Genomic DNA, 17836 nt, shown 5'->3' with positions numbered 1-17836 from the left:
GAATGCCAGTTTGATAAGGCGTCTCTGAAGTTCGTGAGGCCGAATTCCCCACTAGCCCCGCACCAAGCTGTGCAGGCCGTAGAATCAAAAACTGAGTCCTTCTATGAACAAGATGAGCCTACCACCTTTAGTAGGTGAAATCCGCGATGGCAAACTCACGTGGCAGCGCCTCGATAACTTGAATTACGAGTTAATTGGTTATTTTTTGTCCTGCCATCTCATCATTGAGCACTACCTTGATGAGTACCTAAAGTCCCAATACTCCAAGCTGGACTGGGATTCCTCTAGGCAGTCGTTTGGGCAAAAAGTCTCGCTTCTTGCTTCAGATGGTTATCCGGAGAAGTACAACTCCATTTCCGCTATCAAGCATATGAACAACCTTCGGAATAAGCTCAGTCACAATATCGACTTCAAAATAGGTAGTGTTGAGTTACTTCCGCTCTCTCAATACCTGAAGAAAGCCTGCGGGCCGGAGTACGTGGAATCAACCCAGCCTAAAGAAATTCTAGAGATGTTTACTTCACTGGTGTGCGTTTGGTTTGCCTCTAGAATCAGCTTTAATGCCAATCAGACAAAGTAAAATAGGGGCTGAGTTCAATCTTTGTACGGCAGCTTTCATTACTGTGGGTTGCCTCATCCATTGTCCCTATACAACCGACCGCTTCGGTCGATCGTGGCATTTGCCGACGGGTGAATAGAACGCCGCTTATGTAAAAAAGCCCCCACACTTAGACTTGGTGTGGCGGCCTTTTTGTGTGCCCTCGTAAACCAGAACCCCCTGGATTGCTATTCCGAAGCCAGGGGAATTGGTCGCTAAAGCTCTAAAGCGACCTGCAGTATTTCTAGGGTAGCGGTACATCCATTCGCCGGCCTATGACATCCAGCAAGTCACACCCGTCGCGCATTGGAATTGAGCACAGCAAGGCAAAGTCGCTGAGTACCACCGCATCGCTGCCTATCTCACTACGTAGCGCAAGATTCTCAAGCACCTGCGTCACCGAGCGGATTCGATAGTTGGCGGCATCAAGAAGGATTTCCAACGGGACGGTTGTGTCGACGAAAAGGGCGGGTGTGGCGCTGTCGTTGCTGGTGAGTGCTATGTATTGGTTCATGCCTTAAGTCCGTTCACTTAGAGGATGTGAGCCACGCATTTGTCGCCAAACAAAAGGTGGCAGCTGTACGCAGGTTGGCGAACCGGGACAAGAACGGACAAAGACCGGCAGACCCGAAGGTCTCCCACGCACAGCTACCATGAAGCAGCTTATTGCGTGCAGGGGCATCCCGCAAATCTGCCGGGAAGCTTTTGCCTCTTGTAGTCGAGTCGCCAAACCCGGTCGCCCTGTGAGCGACCGTTGGACTATAGGCGGGGTGAATTTGAAGTGGGAGAGTGGCGCTTCTGAATAGGCCGTAGGAAATTGCCCAAATCAATTATCAGGGCCAGTACAGCCGATTCAGTGGATACACACGCCCGGCCTATTTTCTTCACGCTCAACCGTCGCAGGTTAAGGTGTCTCTTCCGTATTCAATAACGGCCCAACCGACCCAAATGGATAGCTGCCCATTCCGATGCGCAACGGCGCTATCGGGTTCGCTGCGGCGCCTATCAGCAGTACATTGTCGATGACAATGGTTTCCCCTGGCGCACGGTTATCCGCTGCGACGATAAGGTAGTAGGTTCCGCTGTTTTTCACCGTGCCTTTCAAGACCTGGCTGATGACCCCCACGATGCCAGACGCCTTGCCAAAGCCTTCAGCCTGCACATTGCCTTGGGCGTCCATCAGGATCAAATAAGGGTTCAGGGCGTATTTGCTGAATCCCAGGCACGCGTTGACGCACCAAGAGTTAACGTCGATATGGAAGGGTTTATCTTTTATTAAGGCTACGCTGAATAATCGGTAGTTCGACGGGATCCCGTTGATCAGGATGCGCGGTTCTTCGGCCGTGATCTTCCACTGGGGCGGCCGCCACCCTGGGTCGATCGGCATGGGCACCGCTTGAGTGTTACGCATGGCCTCAGAGGGGGTTCGCGCTAACGGCGTGCTGCTGTTTTTGACTTGTTCTTCAAACAGTGTTGTCGGATTGCTTGAACAGGCGGTGATTAACAAACAGCACAGCAATAGAAACAGACTCCGCATTCGTACTTCCCTGTCATTGTCGTTTTCGAGAGGGCAAGACTACCACCCCGCGCGTCAGGCTTGTACGTACACCCAAGCCCTCAACCCCACAGCCACCCCCACCTTTTGACTGCACCGCGTCAGATATGCAGCCACGCCAGGCTGCCCAATACCACTGCCACACCCGCTGCCGCATACGACAGGCGCTTCAACCATTCCCGCCTCGTCAACAACGTAATCGCCGCCAACGAGATCGCGATCTGAATCGCGGTCATTGCCTGGGCCCAGCGGTGATGCTGGTGCAGCGCCTGTTCCGATTTTTCATCCCATTCCTTTGAGGTGGCTTCAAGCGTTTCGGCTTGTTTGCGCACGTCTTCCTTCTGGCGCTTGTAGCGTTCGAGCTCGTCCTTGTAATGCGCTGCATCCACGCCGGGAATGTGAGTGGCCAGTTCCGCAAGGTTCTGCCGGCTGGATTTGGCCTGGTAATAGTTCCACTGGTTCGCGGCTTCGGTCTTGATGATGGCGGCGTTGTTTTTGTCCATGGCCGCTTCACTTTCGGTGGAGCCGGCCTGGTAGCTGAGCATGGCGCCGAGAGTCGCCATGAGGGCGGTCATCACGGCGATGCGGCTGGCGAAACTGTCACCTCGCCCGTGGGCATGTTCGGTGGTGTGCTCGAGGTGTTTTTCGTGGGGGCTGGGGACTTCGAAGGCTTCGGACATGGTGGCGTCTGTGAAGGGACTGAGGGAGTCTGATTCTTCACCAGTGAAGCTGTCTCAATCCTGTACGTAACGCTGCAAACCTTCCACCAGGGCGTCGAACATTACGCGGCAGCGCGGGCTGTTGCGCAGGTCTTCGTGCATCGTCACCCAGGTGTCCAGCCTGAGTGCAACGCCTTCCGGCAGGACTCGGCGCAGGCGTGGGTCGCGCTTGGCCAGTTGGACCTGGCAGCCGCCGATGCCGGCGCCGGCGCGGATCAGGGCCAGTTGCGCCAGGTCGCTGTCGCTGCTGCAGGCGAAGGTGCTGCGTTCGAAGCCCTTGATGGCCAGGCTGCGGATAAACGCATTTTCCTGATCGAAGCCGATCACTGAGTGGCTGGCCAGGTCTTGCATGTGCAGGGGCGTGCCGTGTTTTAGCAGGTAATCATCGCGGGCATGCAGGCCGATTTCGATCAGGCCAATGCGTCGCGCCAGCAGTTGTTCCTGGCTGGGACGGACCATGCGCACGGCGATATCGGCTTCCAGTTGCAGCAGGTCGCTCAGGCGGTTGGTCAGGACCAGTTCGACCCTGAGGTGCGGGTGAGTCTGGCGCAATTGCGTGAGGATCGGCGGCAGCACTTCTACGCCGACCACTTCACTGGCGGACACGCGCACCACGCCGCGCACGTCGTCGCCTTGAGAAGAGGCCGCACGTTCAAGCGCCGCTGCCGTGCGCTCCATGGTTTCGGCGTGGGCGCGCAGGGTGCGGGCCAGTGATGTGGGCAACAAACCGTTCGGTGAACGGGTAAACAGCACCACGCCCAGCGCCGTTTCCAGCGCGGCAATGTGCCGTCCGACCGTGGGCTGTGTAATGCCGAGCTGCCGTGCGGCCCCCGACAGCGATCCCTCCCTGAACACGCCGAGGAACGATCGGTAAAGCTCCCAACCAATAGTCGATGCCATGCATAAATGTATAGCGACTGCATTGTGTTCGGCAATTTATCTATAGCGAGACTGCACACAAAATGGCCACACCAACCACTGTGGGAGAAGGCCATGAAAAAGGTTCTGGTACTGGGTGCAACCGGCGGGATAGGCGGTGAAGTGGCGCCACAGCTGAGTGCTGCAGGCTGGGAAGTGTGTGCGTTGACCCGTGATGTCGACAGAGCCCGCAGCCAGAACGCAGCGTTTACCTGGGTTGAAGGCGATGCGCTCAATCGTGATGCGGTACTGGCGGCTGCCCGTGGGTGCGCGGTCATCGTGCACGGAGTCAACCCACCGGTTATCGCAATTGGGCGGAGCAGGTGCTGCCGATGATCGACAACACCATCGCAGCAGCCCTCGTCGAAGGCGCCACTATCGTATTGCCCGGTACGGTCTATAACTACGGGCCGGATGCATTCCCGGTGTTGCACGAGGATTCACCTCAGCACCCGCAGACCCGCAAAGGCGCAATCCGCGTGCACTTGGAGCAGCGCTTGCTGGACGCCTCCCGTCAGGGGGCGCGGGCGCTGATCGTGCGCGCCGGGGACTTTTTCGGCGCGCGGGTGGCTAACAACTGGTTTGCCCAGGGTTTGGTCAAGCCCGGAAAGCCGGTGCAGGTCGTCAACTACCCAGGTGCCCCGGGTGTGATGCATCAGTGGGCGTATCTGCCCGATGTAGCGCGCACGATGGTCGAGCTGATTGAGCGTCGAGCAACCCTCGACGCCTTCGCCTGCTTCCACATGGCCGGGCACGTGGACGCGGATGGCACACAGATGGTCCAAGCGATTCAGCGCGTAATGCTGCGTAGGACGGGGCATCAACCGCGCGTCAATCGTTTCCCGTGGTGGTTGCTGAAAGTGGCAGCACCCTTTGTCGTCACCCTGCGCGAGATGCAAGAGATGCGCTACCTGTGGCAAACCCCCTTGCGCATGGATAACCAACGCCTGTTGGCGGCCCTGGGCCATGAGCCGCATACGCCGCTCGAAGCAGCGGTGGAAGCTACGTTGGCCAACCTTGGTTGCTTGCCTGCGCACGCCTGATCAAGCACGCATACACCGCGATATTGACCAGCAGCACCACCGTCCCGAGCGCCAATTGAATCCCAGGGGTCAACCCCGCCGGGTAGATCAGCGTGAGGATGTAATGCTCGACAAAACCACCGCCGTAACCGTCTTGTCCGGCGAGGTGACGAAGCAGGTTCTCCCACCGGGTCAACGGGCAGGGCAGGTGCAGCACTTCCACCGCCACGCCCCAGGCGGCCGCCGGCAAATGCAGCCAGATTACCCGGCGCCACTTCAGCGCGAGCAAGCCTCCAAACAGCACGAACAGGATAAAGGTGAGGTGAAACAGCACCAGGCTGTCGGCAGCGAGACGGAAGAGCATTGCGGGTACTTCGAAAGGAGGGGACTACAGTCTAAAGGGTTGCTTGCCGGCAAGCGTGGCCGTTATTGTGCTGAATCCTTTTAGTCCTCTCCCAAGGTTCTGTTGCGATGAATGCACCGCGTACCGCAGTCGGTCCAATCAAGGCCGTGATTTTCGATATGGACGGGTTGTTGCTGGATACCGAAGGCATCTACACCGAAGTTACGCAGATCATCGCCGAACGCTACGGCCGTACCTACGATTGGGGCATCAAGCAGCACATCATCGGGCGCGGTGCCCAGGACTTGGCTGACTACGTGGTGAAGGCGCTGGATTTGCCGATCACACCGGCGCAGTTCCTGGAAATACGCGAGCCGCTGATGAGCGAGCGCTTCCCCAAGGCATTGGGCATGCCTGGCGCTGAAGCCTTGGTGCGGCACTTGAAAGCGCACAATATCCCGATTGCGGTGGGCACCAGTTCGTCGCGCAATTCGTTCGGCCACAAGACCACGCTGCACCGCGAATGGTTTGGCCTGTTCGATACCATCGTCACCGCTGACGACCCGGAAGTCGGTGCTGCCAAGCCTGCGCCGGACATCTTCCTCACCGCCGCCCGCCGCCTGGGCGTTGCGCCCGAGGACTGCCTGGTGTTCGAAGACTCGCCGTTTGGCGTCACCGCCGCCAAGGCCGCGCACATGACCGCCATCGCCGTGCCGGATGAAGCCATGGCCGACAGCAAGTACCACCATGCCGACCAGATCATCCGCAAGCTCGCGGACTTTGACCTGGCGGCCTATGGCTTGCCGCCCCGTCCCTGAATCAAACACAGGTCAACCCTGTGGGAGCGGTCTTGCTCGCGAAAGCGGTGTATCAGTCGATGTATTAAGTGACCGATACTCAGCCTTCGCGAGCAAGCCCGCTCCCACAGGGTTTTGCAGTGTTTAAGAAGTACTAGGCGCTGAAGCCACCATCGATGGTCAAACTGGCACCTGTGATGTAACCCGCTTCCGGCCCTGCGAGGTAAGCCACAAAGCTGGCGATCTCTTCCACATGCCCGTAACGCCCCACCGCCATCAACCCGATCAAGCTTTCGGCAAAATCGCTGTTCGCCGGGTTCATATCGGTGTCCACCGGCCCAGGCTGCACGTTGTTGATGGTGATGCCGCGTGGCCCCAGATCTCGCGCCAGGCCCTTGGTCAACCCCACCAGCGCCGCCTTGCTCATGGCGTACGGGCCGCCACCGCCAAACGGCATGCGCTCGGCATTGGTGCTACCAATGTTGATCACCCGACCGCCGTCACCCATATGCTTGGCCGCTTCCTGGGTCGCGATAAACACGCTGCGTACGTTGATCGCCAACGTCTGGTCAAAATCTTCCAGCTTGAAATCTTCCAGCGGCGCAATGGCCAGCACACCGGCGTTGTTCACCAGAATGTCCAGGCGACCAAAGGCTTTGACGGTGGCGTTGACGGCGTTGCGGATCGCCCCGGCATCGGCGCTGTCGGCGTGGATCGCCAGGGCTTTGCCGCCCTCGCTGATCACGCTGTTCTGCAGTTCTTCAGCCTTGGCGACCGAGCTGACGTAAGTAAAGGCGACTGCTGCACCCTGCGCCGCGAGGCGCTTGACGATGGCGGCGCCGATGCCGCGGGAACCGCCTTGGATCAAGGCGACTTTGCCGCTGAGGTTCTGTGTGGTCATGTCGATCTCCTAGCTGTTCAAGGCAGGATGCCTTGTTGTTGGGGCCGAGTATCGACCTCGCCAGTTCCTCCCGGTAGACCGTGATTGCTATAGTCTGTGTAAACCAAAAGTTTAGAGTGAGTCGATATGGAGAGCTTTGGCAGTATCGAATGCTTCGTGCGCAGCGCTGAAGGCGGCAGCTTTGCGGAGGCTGCCCGGCACCTGAGCCTGACCCCGGCAGCCGTCGGCAAAAGTGTCGCCAAGCTGGAGGCGCGCCTGGGGGTGAGATTGTTCCAGCGCAGCACTCGGCGTCTCACTCTGACCGAAGCCGGAAAACTGTTTCTGGAAGAGGTCAGCGGTAGCCTCACCACCATCCAGAACGCCATGGCCAACCTGGCGAGCGCTGAAGGGCGGCCGGTAGGGACGCTCAAGGTCAGCATGGGCACCGTGTTTGGCAATCGCTATGTGGTGCCACTGCTGGGGGAGTTCATGCAGCGCTTTCCAGACATCAGCCCGGATTGGCATTTCGATAACCGTCAGGTGGACCTGATCGGCCAAGGTTTCGATGCGGCCATCGGCGGCGGTTTTGAACTGCCCCAGGGGGTCGTGGCGCGCAAACTCACACCGGCACATCGGGTATTGGTGGCGTCGCCGGATTACCTGGCGCGACGCGCGCCGGTATTGACCCCAGAGGACTTGGCGCGCTGCACGGGGATTCTCATCCGCTCCCCCCAAACCGGCCGCGTACGCTCCTGGCAGTTGACCAGCACCGAGCGTGAACACCGCCCGCTGGTGCTTAAGTCGAGAATGACCATGAGCGACTCTGAAGCTGCCTGCTGCGCCAGCGCGCAGGGCCTGGGCATCGCCCTAGTGAGCATGCCCATGGCCGTGCCGTTTCTGGACAGCGGCGCGGTGGTGCGGGTGCTGCCCGACTGGTATGTCGACGACGGCAACATCTCCATTTACTACGCCGAACATAAACTGCTACCCGGCAAGACCCGCGCGTTTGTGGATTTCATCATCGAGCAGTTTGCCGAACAGCAGTTGAGCCAGCGTTTTAACGCGGCCAGCCGATGATTTTTTTCGGCCTTGGCGTCGCATAAGTCCTGATTTTCGACGTCGACAACCCCAACCGCACCAGCGATTCGGCGATGGTCACTGCGGCGGTTACGCCGTCCACCACTGGCACGCCGGTGCGCTGGCGGATCTGCTCGTCCAGCCCGGCCATGCCGCCGCAGCCCAGGCAGATCACTTCAGCCTTGTCTTCGCTGATGGCCAGTTCCGCCTGGCGCACGATGGCTTCCATCGCCGCCCGCGGGTTCTCTTCCAACTCCAGCACTGCCATGCCGCTGGCCCGTACCGAGGCACAGCGTTGATACAAGCCGGCCAGTTTCAGGCGGTCTTCGATCAGCGGCACGGTGCGGTCCAGCGTGGTCACCACCGAATAGGCATGGCCCAGAAACATTGCGGTACTGGCGGCCGCTTCGGTGATGTCCACCACCGGCACGTTGAGCAACTCCTGCAAGCCTTCGCGGCCGTGCTCACCGTAACCGGCCTGGATCACCGCGTCGAACGGCTGGTCGTAGGCCATCACGCGGTCCATCACGGCGATGGCCGCCAGGTAGCTTTCAAAGTTGCCTTCCACCGACTCCGCGCCGAAGTAGGGCGTGAGCCCGACAATCTCAGTGCCCGGCGCAGCCACAGCCCGTGCCTGCTGGGCGATGGTTTCAGTGATGGATTCGGTGGTGTTGACGTTGACCACGAGGATACGCATGGAGTGTCCTTGATTAATGACTGACGTTATCGACTGCAATGCTTTCGCCGCTGACATCGGCGTAGAACGGCTGACGCTTGGCGATCAGCAGGTAGAGCAACCCTGCAATACCAGCGCCAAACATCCAGGAAAACGGTGAAACACTGGCGAAACCGGGCAGCAGCGCCAGGAGAATGGCGATCACGGCTGCGGGAATGAATGCTGCCACCGCGCGTAAATTGACCCCACGGCTGTAGTAATAAACGCCATTTGGGTCTTCGCTATACAGCTGCAACACGTCCACCCGGCTTTTACGGATCAGCCAGTAATCAACCATGATCACCCCATACAACGGCCCCAGCAGGGCACCCAGGCCGGAGAGGAAATACACGATCACCAACGGGCTGTTGTAGAGGTTCCACGGCAGGATCAGCACCGCCACGGTGGCACTGATCAAACCGGCGCGGCGGAAGTTCAGGTACTTGGGCGCCAGGTTGCTCAGCACAAAGGCTGGTGCGACGAAGTTGGCCATGATGTTCACTGCCACGGTAACGATCAGGAACGCCAGGCAACCGAGCACCAGGAAAAAGGTGCTGGGAATGGCCGCGATGATTTCAGTGGGGCTTTCGATCACCCGGCCGTTAAGCTGGAATTGCCCGCCGCACAGCAGCACGGTGATCGCGGCAAACACCAGGATATTCACCGGCAGGCCCCAGAAATTGCCGACCTGGATGGTCTTGCGGCACGGCGAAGAGCGGGCGAAGTCGCAGAAATTGAGGATCAGCGTGCCGTAGATCGCCAGCCACAGCGCGCCACCGGCAAAGATATTGCGCCACATCTCGCCGCCGCTCAGCGGGTCGCGGATCGACCAGGCGATGTTCCCGCCCGTCTGGAAGTACATCCAGCCGGCCAGTGACGCTACCGTCAGCAGAATCACCGGTCCGGCGAAGCCTTCGTAGCGGCGCACCATCTCCATGCCGTAGGCCAGGATCACCAGCTGCACCAGCCAGATCGTCACAAAACAGGCCCAGCCGAGGGACGACAGGCCCAGGATCGAGTTGTGGTCATAGTCGGCAAAACCTGGATGAATTGCCGTCAGCAACACGCGGAAAACCACCGAGGCCAGGTAGGTCTGGATACCGAACCAGGCAATCGCAATCACTGCGCGGATCAACGCCGGAATCTGCGCGCCATGGATGCCGAAGCTGATTCGACTCATCACTGGGAACGGCACACCGGTCTTCTGCCCCATATAACCCGACAGGTTCATGAAGAAGTACACCAGCGCCGCGCCGATACCCAGGGACAACAGAATCTGCCAACCGCCCAGACCCAAGGCATACAAGCCAATGGCGAAGGAATAGTTGGCGATGTTGTGCACGTCGTTGGTCCACAGTGCAAAAATGCTGTAGCGCCCCCAGCGTCGGCCTTCGACCTTGGTCGGGGCCAGGTCTTTGTTGTGCAGCCGTGGGCTCAGCACCAGGGGGCCGGGGCTTGTCGCTTCGGGGTTGAGGGGCGAGGAGGGCAGATCCAGTGCGATATTGTTCGAGAGGCTTGGACGCATTCCGGCAGGCTCCAGCGCATCGGCAGCCAGGCCGCAGATGGCAAAGTGTATGTATGTTTTGTATTTATTGTATACAAAGCGCATTTCACCTTAAGCCACTTACGTGCCAGTTTTTGATCTATGAAAGCTGGAGGTAATTTCCTTTTTGCATGTTCTCGAAATAACTATCTGAATTACAAACGATATAAATTGACCGTTTGAACAGCTATTTATTTTGCTGTGGGAAGCGTGCGATGCACGGTGGGAAACTGCGGGCGGATAGAGGTGTTACGTTAGGGTGCGGATCACAGAAAATTGCACACATAAATGCCACCTATGGTTACATCTGTGTGTACACCTTCAGTGTTAAACACATAACAAATGTGGGAGCGGGCTTGCCCGCGATGACGGAAAATCAGTCACGCAAATAGCGACTGATCCACCGCGATCGCGGGCAAGCCCGCTCCCACATTGATTATTTGATCGCGAAGCGCTTAGGCCTTGCTGATGATGTTCCCGGCATGCAGGCCGCATTCCTTCTGCGTGGCTTCTTCCCACCACCAGCGACCTTCGCGTTCATGCTGGTTCGGCAGCACCGGCCGGGTGCAGGGCTCGCAGCCGATGCTGATAAAGCCGCGCTCATGCAGGCTGTTGTACGGCAGCTCCAGCATGCGGATGTAACCCCAGACTTCCTCACTGGTCATCTGCGCCAGCGGGTTGAACTTGTATAGCGTGCGTTCCGGGGTGGAGAAGGCTGTGTCAATTTCCAGCGCCGCCACTTGGCTGCGGGTACCGGGACTCTGGTCACGGCGCTGGCCGGTGGCCCAGGCATTCACGCCTGCGAGTTTGCGGCGCAGCGGCTCGATCTTGCGCACGCCGCAGCATTCGCCATGGCCGTCCTTATAGAAGCTGAACAGGCCCTTCTCTTTGACGAAGGGTTCCAGCTTGCTCTGGTCCGGCGAGATCAGCTCGATGTCGATTTTGTAGAACTCGCGTACCTGCTCGATGAACCGGTAGGTCTCCGGGTGCAGGCGGCCGGTGTCGAGGCTGAATACCTTGACGTTCTTGTTCAGCTTCCAGGCCATGTCGACCAGCACCACGTCCTCGGCACCGCTGAAGGAAATCCACAGGTCATCACCGAACTGGCTGAACGCCAGCTTGAGAATATCCTGGGCGGATTTGTTGGCGTAAGTCGCGGCGAGTTCAGCGACGTCGAAGGCTTGGTTCATCAGGACGGTTCCTACAGGTCAGTGGCGCTGAGCGCTCTATAGGGGAGCGATGGTATCAAAATCCGCTCTGCGTTGCGGCGGTGAGCTTGAATCGCTAGAGTTCGGCAGTCCTTTTGCTCGCTCAACCAACAAACTACAAATGGGAGTGTCTTGTGGAAATTGCCTGTCTCGACCTGGAAGGGGTGCTGGTTCCGGAAATCTGGATCGCCTTCGCCGAAAAAACCGGTATTGAATCCCTGCGGGCGACTACACGGGACATTCCCGACTATGACGTGCTGATGAAGCAACGCCTGCGCATCCTCGACGAACACGGGCTCAAGCTCGCCGACATCCAGGCAGTGATCGCCACTCTCAAGCCGTTGGACGGCGCCATCGAATTCGTCAACTGGCTGCGCGAGCGCTTCCAGGTGGTGATCCTGTCCGACACCTTCTATGAATTTTCCCAACCCCTGATGCGCCAACTGGGTTTCCCGACCCTGCTGTGCCATCGGCTGATTACCGACGACACCGATCGCGTGGTCAGTTACCAACTGCGCCAGAAAGATCCGAAGCGCCAATCCGTGCTGGCCTTCAAGAGTCTGTACTACCGGGTGATCGCCGCCGGCGACTCTTACAACGACACCACCATGCTGGGCGAAGCCGACTGTGGGATTCTGTTCCATGCGCCGGAGAACGTGATCCGCGAATTCCCGCAATTCCCGGCGGTGCATACGTTCGAGGATCTGAAGCACGCGTTCATCAAGGCGTCGAATCGGCCGTTGAGCCTGTAGGTTTTCACCAAGGCTGGTGGCCCCTTCACAGGCAAGCCAGCGCCCACACGTGAACGGGTTTACACGTCAAAATGTGGGAGCCGGGCTTGCCCGCAATGAGGTCCTTACAAACACCGTAAATCTCAGACGCCAGCCAGCAAGCGCTCATAAGGAATACTTAAGCCTTCATGCAGGCGCTTGATCATCGACAAGCTCAGCTTGCGCTTGTGATTCAATACTTCGGACACACGTCCGCTTGTCCCGATGAAAGGCTCAAGATCCCGAGCGGTCATGCCCAACTGCTCCATGCGAAATTTAATCGCTTCCACTGGATCCGAAGGTGGCATTGGATAATGTTCTGCCTCGTATTTTTCTATGAGGACTGCAAGAATTTCGAGCTCGTCACCTTCCGGTGAGCCGACTTCGGCTCCCCATAGCTGCTCGACGCGCGTGAGTGCCGCGGTCAGGTCTTCCTGGGAATGTATAGGTTTGATGTTCATCACACGGTCTCCGCGTTGATCTGGTCGTACTGCGCATGCGTCCCCACGAAACGTATGAACCCAAGCTGGCGCTGATAATCGATCGCCATGATCACTCGATATTTGTTGCCGCCCACGTTGAAGGCAACCCTGCCACCTTTCAGGATACTTGCCGCTCTAAGCTCTGCTTTGAGTGCTTGCGGCGTTGGGTAAGTGGCTTTCTCCAAATGACGGTACAGTTCGACCAGCGGTGTTTTGGCGTCGGAATAAGCTGAGTGGCTTTCCCAGAATATTCGTAGGGTTGAGAGAGCGATTATGCGCATCGCTTCATCCTCCCAATTTGGGAGAATATAGGCGCGGTTGGATCGAGATGCAATCTCGGAAACAATTTCTTAAGAGTAAGCAGTCGGTTCATGTGATCCCTCACAGACGGCTAGTGGACGGTCCGAGCCGGACGCTATCGTCCAGCTCGAATGTCGTCCATAGACGTTCTGATTCAGGTTTTTTCCTGCCGGGCGGCTTTGCGTCCGAGAGCCAGGAGGGGCTTGGCGACTACAGGTTTTCCAAAGTGTGTAACAACACCTTCACCTTGGTCAGCGACTCCTGGTACTCCGCTTCCCACTGCGAGTCCGCGACAATCCCGCCGCCCCCCCAGCAACATACCTGCCCATCCTTGACCAGCAGGCTGCGGATGGCGATGGAGCTGTCCATCTCGCCACGCACGTCCAGGTACACCAGCGAACCGCAGTACAACCCGCGTCGCGTCGGCTCCAGCTCGTCGATGATCTGCATCGCGCGGATCTTCGGCGCGCCGGTGATGGAGCCGCCGGGAAAGCTGCCGGCGATGAGGTCGAGGGCGTCTTTGCCGTCGGCCAATTCGCCGATAACGCTGCTCACCAGGTGGTGCACGTTGGGGTAGCTTTCCAGGTTGAACAGTTCCGGCACGCTCACCGAGCCGGTGCGGCAGGTGCGGCCGAGGTCGTTGCGCAGCAGGTCGACGATCATCAGGTTTTCGGCGCGGTCTTTGGGACTGGCCAGCAGTTCGGCGGCGTTGGCGGCGTCCTCTTCGGGCGTCAGACCGCGTGGGCGAGTGCCTTTGATGGGGCGGGTCTCGACGCGGCGCTCGCTGACATGCACGAAACGCTCGGGCGACAGGCTCAGCACCGCGCCGTCGTCCGGCAGGCTCTGGAACCCGGAGAACGGCGTCGGGCAGGCTTCGCGCAGGGCGCAGTAGGCGACCCAGGGATCGCCGACACACGACGCACGGAAGCGCTGGGCAAAGTTGACCTGGTAGCAGTCGCCGGCCTGGATGTAGTCCTGGATGCGCACGATTGCCTGGCGGTAGGCCTCACCGGTGAGGTCCGGGGCCATGGGGCCGTTAAGTTTGAAGGTCGCTGTGTTGTCGGCTACCGGCCGACCGAACAGGGTGATCAAGCGTTGCCGCTCTGTCTCCGCCAGTGCGGGATGAAACACAAGCTGGCTGGTCCGGGCCTGATGATCACTGATCAGCGCCCAGGCATACAGCCCGAAACGCGCATCCGGCAGGTGCAGATCGTCCACGGCAAGGTGTGGCATTTGCTCAAGGTGCCGGCCGAAGTCATAGCTCAAATAGCCGATCAGGCCACCGGCAAACGGCAGTTCACACCCGGTGGGCAGGTCTGCTTTCCCCAACTGGGTAAGGTTTTTCCGCAAGCGTTGCAGGAAATCACTACCACTTTCGTCAGGTGAAACCGTCAAGGTTGCAAGTGGCCAGGCACTCAGCACGTCATACCGCCCACGCTCGGCTGCCGGTCGCCCGCTATCCAGCAGCACCGCGCCAGGCGCGTGGCGAATCGCCGCAAAATACTCGGCGGGGTTAGCCCGATAGGGCAGCGTATATACGGAGCAGGTCGACATGCGGGGTGGATCAGCTAATGGCGCGGGGGGAGGGGATTGTAGTCCCCTGTAGGATTTGCTCCTAGAGGGGATGTCGGGGATAAGGCGATGAAAAGTCGCGTTAACCTTCTACGGGCGGAATATGCCCAAACATTTCCTGCGCAAACTTCACCCGCTCCTCCGGCGTTTCCGTCACGCCAGCGGCGTTCAGCTCTTCCAGCCGCGCCTCTACTGCATGAGTTCGCAGGGTCAAACCGCAGTCGTTGGCGATCTGGATATTCAGCCCCGGCCGCGCATTCAGCTCAAGAATCAGCGGACCTTTTTCCTGGTCCAGCACCATGTCCACGCCGATGTACCCCAGCCCACACAACTCATAGCAACCCGCCGCAAGCTTCATGAACCCGTCCCAGTTGGGCAGTTGCACGCCATCCACCGCGTTGGTGGTGTCGGGGTGTTTGGTGATGATGTTGTTGAGCCAGGTGCCGCGCAGGGTCAGGCCCGTGGCGAGGTCCACACCCACGCCGATGGCGCCTTGGTGCAGGTTGGCCTTGCCGCCCGATTGACGGGTCGGCAAGCGCAGCATGGCCATCACCGGGTAGCCCATCAGCACGATAATGCGGATGTCCGGCACGCCTTCATAGCTGATGCTCTTGAAGATCTGGTCAGGCACCACGCGGTACTCAATCAACGCGCGGTCGCGGTGGCCGCCGAGTGAATACAGGCCGGTGAGGATGCTGGATATCTGATGTTCGATCTCTTCGTGGCTGATGATCTTGCCGGACACCGTGCGATAGCGCCCTTCAAAGCGGTCCGCCACCACCAGGATGCCGTCACCGCCGGCACCTTGCGCTGGTTTGATCACGAAATCGCTGCGCCCGCCGATGATCTCGTCGAGCTTGTCGATTTCCTTCTCGGTGGAAATCACCCCGTACATTTCCGGCACATGGATGCCGGCGGCCAGTGCGCGTTCCTTGGTGATGATCTTGTCATCCACGATGGGGTACAGGCTGCGCTTGTTGTACTTGAGCACGTAGTCGGCATTACGCCGGTTGATGCCCATGATTCCCCGCGCTTCCAGCGCCTTCCAGGTCTTCCAGAAACCGAACATTACTGGTCAGCCTTCAAGAAGGCCTTGAAACGCACCAGCTCGGTCAAGCGGTAGCCGCGATAACGACCCATGGCCAGCATGAAGCCCACCAAAATCAGCAGGATGGCCGGGAAGGTGAATACAAAGTAGATCAGCTCCGGCACGCTCATGATCAGGTGCGCCAGGGACGCGGCGAACAGCGTGCCAATCGCCACCTTCAGCGCATGGTTGGCGCCACGCTCTTCCCAGGTGATCGACAGGCGTTCGATGGTCATGGTCAAGATCACCATCGGGAACAGCGCCACCGACAGCCCGCGCTCCAGCCCCAGTTTATGGCTGAACAGGCTGATGGCCGCGATCAGCACTACCACGAACGTCAGCACCACCGACAGTCTTGGCAGCATCTGCAGCTTCAAGTGTTCCAGGTACGACCTGAGGGACAGCCCCAGCGCCGTGATAATCGTAAACAGCACAATCCCGAAGCCCAACTGCGTCTCTCGGAACGCCAGGGCGATCAGCACCGGCGTGAACGTGCCCAGCGTCTGCAAGCCGATCAGGTTGCGCAGGACCAGGATCACCAGCACACCGATCGGGATCATCACCATGATCATGAAGGTCTGCTGGGTTTGCAGCGGCAGGCCATACAGCGAGTATTCGAGGAAGTTGGCGTCGGTGTTCTCGTCGGTCAGCTTGGCCAGGCGAATGGCGTTCATCTCGCTGTTGTTCAGGCTGAAGGTTACCGTGGCTTTCTTGCCGCCATCGACGGTGATCAGGTTTTCATCGCCGGTCCACCACAGCAGGCGGTCGGCGGGCAGGCCTTGTTCGCCGGTTTCCGGGTTGAAGTACAGCCAGTCATTGCCGTTGAAGCTGCGCAGCCACAGTTCCGGGGTTTGCGGCTGGTCGGCGACCAGGCGGATGGTGTGGACCTTTTCCACCGGCACGTGGGCGATGGACAGCAGCAACTCGACGATCTTGGCCTTGTGCGGCGTAGACGGATCGCCCGCCAGCAACAGCTTCACGTTGTCATCGTTGAGGTTGTTGGTGCGCTTGATGGCTTCGCTGATAAACGTCTCGACGTCGGCCGAGTGCTGGCGGATCGGCGCCAGCAGGGCTTCGGCAGCGATCTTTTCCGGGCCTTCCACGGCAATGCTGTCGCGGAAGGTCGGGCCCTTGATCTTGACCTTTTCACCGCTGTAACGCTTGGTGAGGACCAGGCGGTAATACAGGGTCTGGTTGCCCTTGGCGCGGCGGGCCGACCAGGTCACCTTGCGGTTGCCATCGGTGCGGTTGACGCTCACGCCGTAGTTGTTCGAGATGAAGCTCTCGTTGAGGCTGACGAAGTCGCGGCTCAGGGGCGGCACGAACATCTGGATCTTCACCGGGTCTTTCGGGCTGGCGACGAACTCGACCTTGGCGTCGATGTTCCACAAGTCGTCGGTGGCGTCCTCGGTGACGGGGATCCCCAGCACGAAGATCTGGTAAGCGGTGACCGAAATACCCAGCACCACCAGGATGGCGATCAGGATTTTCAGGTGCAGGGTCAGAGAGCGCATTCGGTTTACTCGGCGGTATGAGCGTCGGCGGCGCAGGCGGGTTTGCCTGCTGCGTATTTAAGACTGGGGTCGACCAGCGCATCAAAGCGTTTCAGCGCTTCGGAGCCGATCAGCAGCGGGTATTGGAAAGCGCTGCGGTCAGTCAAGTTCACTTCGATGCTGCGTAAAGCAGTGCCCATGCAGATATCCAGGGCAATCACCGGACGGGCGGTGTAGTTCTTGTCCTCATCGGGGTCGTAGTCACCGGCGCGGCGCTTGATCTTGCTGACGCGGGCCAGGGGGCGTTCGATGGGGTGGGAATGGGCGGTGTCGATGGCCAGGTAGAAGCGCACCCAGGATTCGCCGTTGCGCTTGAAGCGCTTGATATCACGGGCACTGAGGGAGGCGGTCTTGGCACCGGTGTCCAGTTTGGCGGCGACTTCCAGGTCGATCCCGGCCAGTTGGGCATATTCGTTGAGGCCATACACGGTCTTCTCGGCGGCAACGCCAAGGCCCGGTGCGGTCAGGAGGCAAGTCAATAAAAGGAAGGGCTTGAGTCTCATAAATCCCGAGGCGGTGCAGTGCGATGTTCAATTCAAGGCGACTGGCATTACTGCGCAAGCTCCCTCGTGCGCCGTTTCATCTCGCGATGTCAGGCAAAAGTGGCGTGCATTCTAACATGATGCTTTTTTGGCGCCAGCGCTGGCAGGCGGCCATGCTCTGGAAGAGTGCAACAGCGGTTATTAGACGATTGTCG

Annotated in this window: 19 protein-coding genes and 1 pseudogene; 5 read left to right on the top strand and 15 right to left on the bottom strand. The window is 59.1% G+C overall.

Features of this window, described 5'->3' with window-relative positions; genetic code table 11:
• Positions 1–103: 103 nt before the first annotated feature.
• Positions 104–580 carry a hypothetical protein gene (locus AB4N92_RS04985; protein WP_183702619.1) on the top strand — a complete coding sequence of 159 codons (477 nt, stop codon included), beginning with the start codon at positions 104–106 and terminating at the stop codon, positions 578–580.
• Between the two features lie 262 nt (positions 581–842).
• Here the strand turns inward: AB4N92_RS04985 and AB4N92_RS04980 are convergent, their stop codons facing one another.
• The 4 genes from AB4N92_RS04980 to AB4N92_RS04965 form a co-directional block, all read right to left on the bottom strand.
• A complete protein-coding gene (locus AB4N92_RS04980) occupies positions 843–1112 on the bottom strand; it encodes a hypothetical protein (protein ID WP_010208447.1) in 270 nt (89 codons plus the stop codon).
• 390 nt (positions 1113–1502) lie between these two features.
• A complete protein-coding gene (locus AB4N92_RS04975) occupies positions 1503–2135 on the bottom strand; it encodes a hypothetical protein (RefSeq protein WP_010208448.1) in 633 nt (210 codons plus the stop codon).
• A 119-nt stretch (positions 2136–2254) separates the two neighbouring features.
• The gene (locus AB4N92_RS04970; RefSeq protein ID WP_236267660.1) at positions 2255–2833 is read right to left on the bottom strand and encodes a DUF4337 domain-containing protein; all 579 of its coding nucleotides are present in this window, start codon (positions 2831–2833) and stop codon (positions 2255–2257) included.
• Positions 2834–2887: 54 nt separating this feature from the next.
• Complete coding sequence (locus AB4N92_RS04965) at positions 2888–3772, bottom strand: LysR family transcriptional regulator (RefSeq protein ID WP_198831722.1); 885 nt, start codon at positions 3770–3772, stop codon at positions 2888–2890.
• Between the two features lie 93 nt (positions 3773–3865).
• Here AB4N92_RS04965 and AB4N92_RS04960 point away from each other — a divergent pair.
• A pseudogene (locus AB4N92_RS04960) lies at positions 3866–4833 on the top strand (NAD-dependent epimerase/dehydratase family protein).
• On the opposite strand, the gene AB4N92_RS04955 reads toward AB4N92_RS04960, so the two are convergent.
• A complete protein-coding gene (locus tag AB4N92_RS04955; protein ID WP_010208452.1) occupies positions 4793–5176 on the bottom strand; it encodes a DUF2784 domain-containing protein in 384 nt (127 codons plus the stop codon). The pseudogene AB4N92_RS04960 and the gene AB4N92_RS04955 overlap by 41 nt on opposite strands.
• Before the next feature lie 107 nt (positions 5177–5283).
• On the opposite strand from AB4N92_RS04955, the gene AB4N92_RS04950 reads away from it, so the two are divergent.
• Positions 5284–5973, top strand: coding sequence for an HAD-IA family hydrolase (locus AB4N92_RS04950; protein ID WP_010208454.1), 690 nt, complete (start codon positions 5284–5286; stop codon positions 5971–5973).
• 133 nt (positions 5974–6106) lie between these two features.
• Here the strand turns inward: AB4N92_RS04950 and AB4N92_RS04945 are convergent, their stop codons facing one another.
• The gene (locus AB4N92_RS04945) at positions 6107–6853 is read right to left on the bottom strand and encodes a 3-oxoacyl-ACP reductase family protein (protein WP_021491508.1); all 747 of its coding nucleotides are present in this window, start codon (positions 6851–6853) and stop codon (positions 6107–6109) included.
• A 126-nt stretch (positions 6854–6979) separates the two neighbouring features.
• Between AB4N92_RS04945 and AB4N92_RS04940 the strand changes: the two genes are divergently transcribed.
• Positions 6980–7909, top strand: a complete 930-nt coding sequence (locus AB4N92_RS04940; RefSeq protein ID WP_044287679.1) for a LysR family transcriptional regulator — start codon at positions 6980–6982, stop codon at positions 7907–7909.
• Here the strand turns inward: AB4N92_RS04940 and AB4N92_RS04935 are convergent.
• The 3 genes from AB4N92_RS04935 to AB4N92_RS04925 all read right to left on the bottom strand — a co-directional run bounded on the left by AB4N92_RS04935 (position 7890) and on the right by AB4N92_RS04925 (position 11357).
• On the bottom strand, positions 7890–8606 hold the full coding sequence (locus AB4N92_RS04935; RefSeq protein ID WP_021491510.1) for an aspartate/glutamate racemase family protein: 717 nt from the start codon (positions 8604–8606) through the stop codon (positions 7890–7892). The two genes, AB4N92_RS04940 and AB4N92_RS04935, sit on opposite strands and share 20 nt — an antisense overlap.
• Positions 8607–8619: 13 nt before the next feature.
• Positions 8620–10149 (bottom strand): NCS1 family nucleobase:cation symporter-1, encoded by a 1530-nt coding sequence (locus AB4N92_RS04930; protein WP_047540275.1) that lies wholly within the window; start codon positions 10147–10149, stop codon positions 8620–8622.
• 473 nt (positions 10150–10622) lie between these two features.
• Entirely contained in the window at positions 10623–11357 is a 735-nt protein-coding gene (locus tag AB4N92_RS04925) for a phosphoadenylyl-sulfate reductase (protein ID WP_010208461.1), read from the bottom strand.
• Positions 11358–11509: 152 nt separating this feature from the next.
• Here AB4N92_RS04925 and thrH point away from each other — a divergent pair, with 152 nt between their 5' ends.
• Entirely contained in the window at positions 11510–12127 is a 618-nt protein-coding gene (gene thrH, locus AB4N92_RS04920) for a bifunctional phosphoserine phosphatase/homoserine phosphotransferase ThrH (protein WP_236267025.1), read from the top strand.
• A 122-nt stretch (positions 12128–12249) separates the two neighbouring features.
• Here the strand turns inward: thrH and AB4N92_RS04915 are convergent, their stop codons facing one another.
• The 6 genes from AB4N92_RS04915 to rloA all read right to left on the bottom strand — a co-directional run bounded on the left by AB4N92_RS04915 (position 12250) and on the right by rloA (position 17642).
• Positions 12250–12606, bottom strand: a complete 357-nt coding sequence (locus AB4N92_RS04915; RefSeq protein ID WP_010208463.1) for a helix-turn-helix domain-containing protein — start codon at positions 12604–12606, stop codon at positions 12250–12252.
• Entirely contained in the window at positions 12606–12908 is a 303-nt protein-coding gene (locus tag AB4N92_RS04910) for a type II toxin-antitoxin system HigB family toxin (protein ID WP_010208464.1), read from the bottom strand. Before AB4N92_RS04910 ends, AB4N92_RS04915 begins: the two co-directional genes overlap by 1 nt.
• A 229-nt stretch (positions 12909–13137) precedes the next feature.
• The gene (gene pabB / locus AB4N92_RS04905; RefSeq protein WP_044287675.1) at positions 13138–14481 is read right to left on the bottom strand and encodes an aminodeoxychorismate synthase component I; all 1344 of its coding nucleotides are present in this window, start codon (positions 14479–14481) and stop codon (positions 13138–13140) included.
• Between the two features lie 100 nt (positions 14482–14581).
• On the bottom strand, positions 14582–15568 hold the full coding sequence (locus AB4N92_RS04900; RefSeq protein WP_010208468.1) for an alpha-L-glutamate ligase-like protein: 987 nt from the start codon (positions 15566–15568) through the stop codon (positions 14582–14584).
• Positions 15568–17100 (bottom strand): osmotic stress tolerance membrane protein RloB, encoded by a 1533-nt coding sequence (gene rloB, locus AB4N92_RS04895; protein ID WP_021491514.1) that lies wholly within the window; start codon positions 17098–17100, stop codon positions 15568–15570. Before rloB ends, AB4N92_RS04900 begins: the two co-directional genes overlap by 1 nt.
• Before the next feature lie 5 nt (positions 17101–17105).
• The gene (gene rloA, locus AB4N92_RS04890; protein ID WP_021491515.1) at positions 17106–17642 is read right to left on the bottom strand and encodes a retropepsin-like aspartic peptidase RloA; all 537 of its coding nucleotides are present in this window, start codon (positions 17640–17642) and stop codon (positions 17106–17108) included.
• Positions 17643–17836: the final 194 nt, after the last annotated feature.

Source organism: Pseudomonas sp. S3_A09 (genome assembly GCF_054668065.1).
The sequence above is the reverse complement of the archived record's forward strand: the minus strand, read 5'-3'. Positions and strand labels throughout refer to the sequence as shown.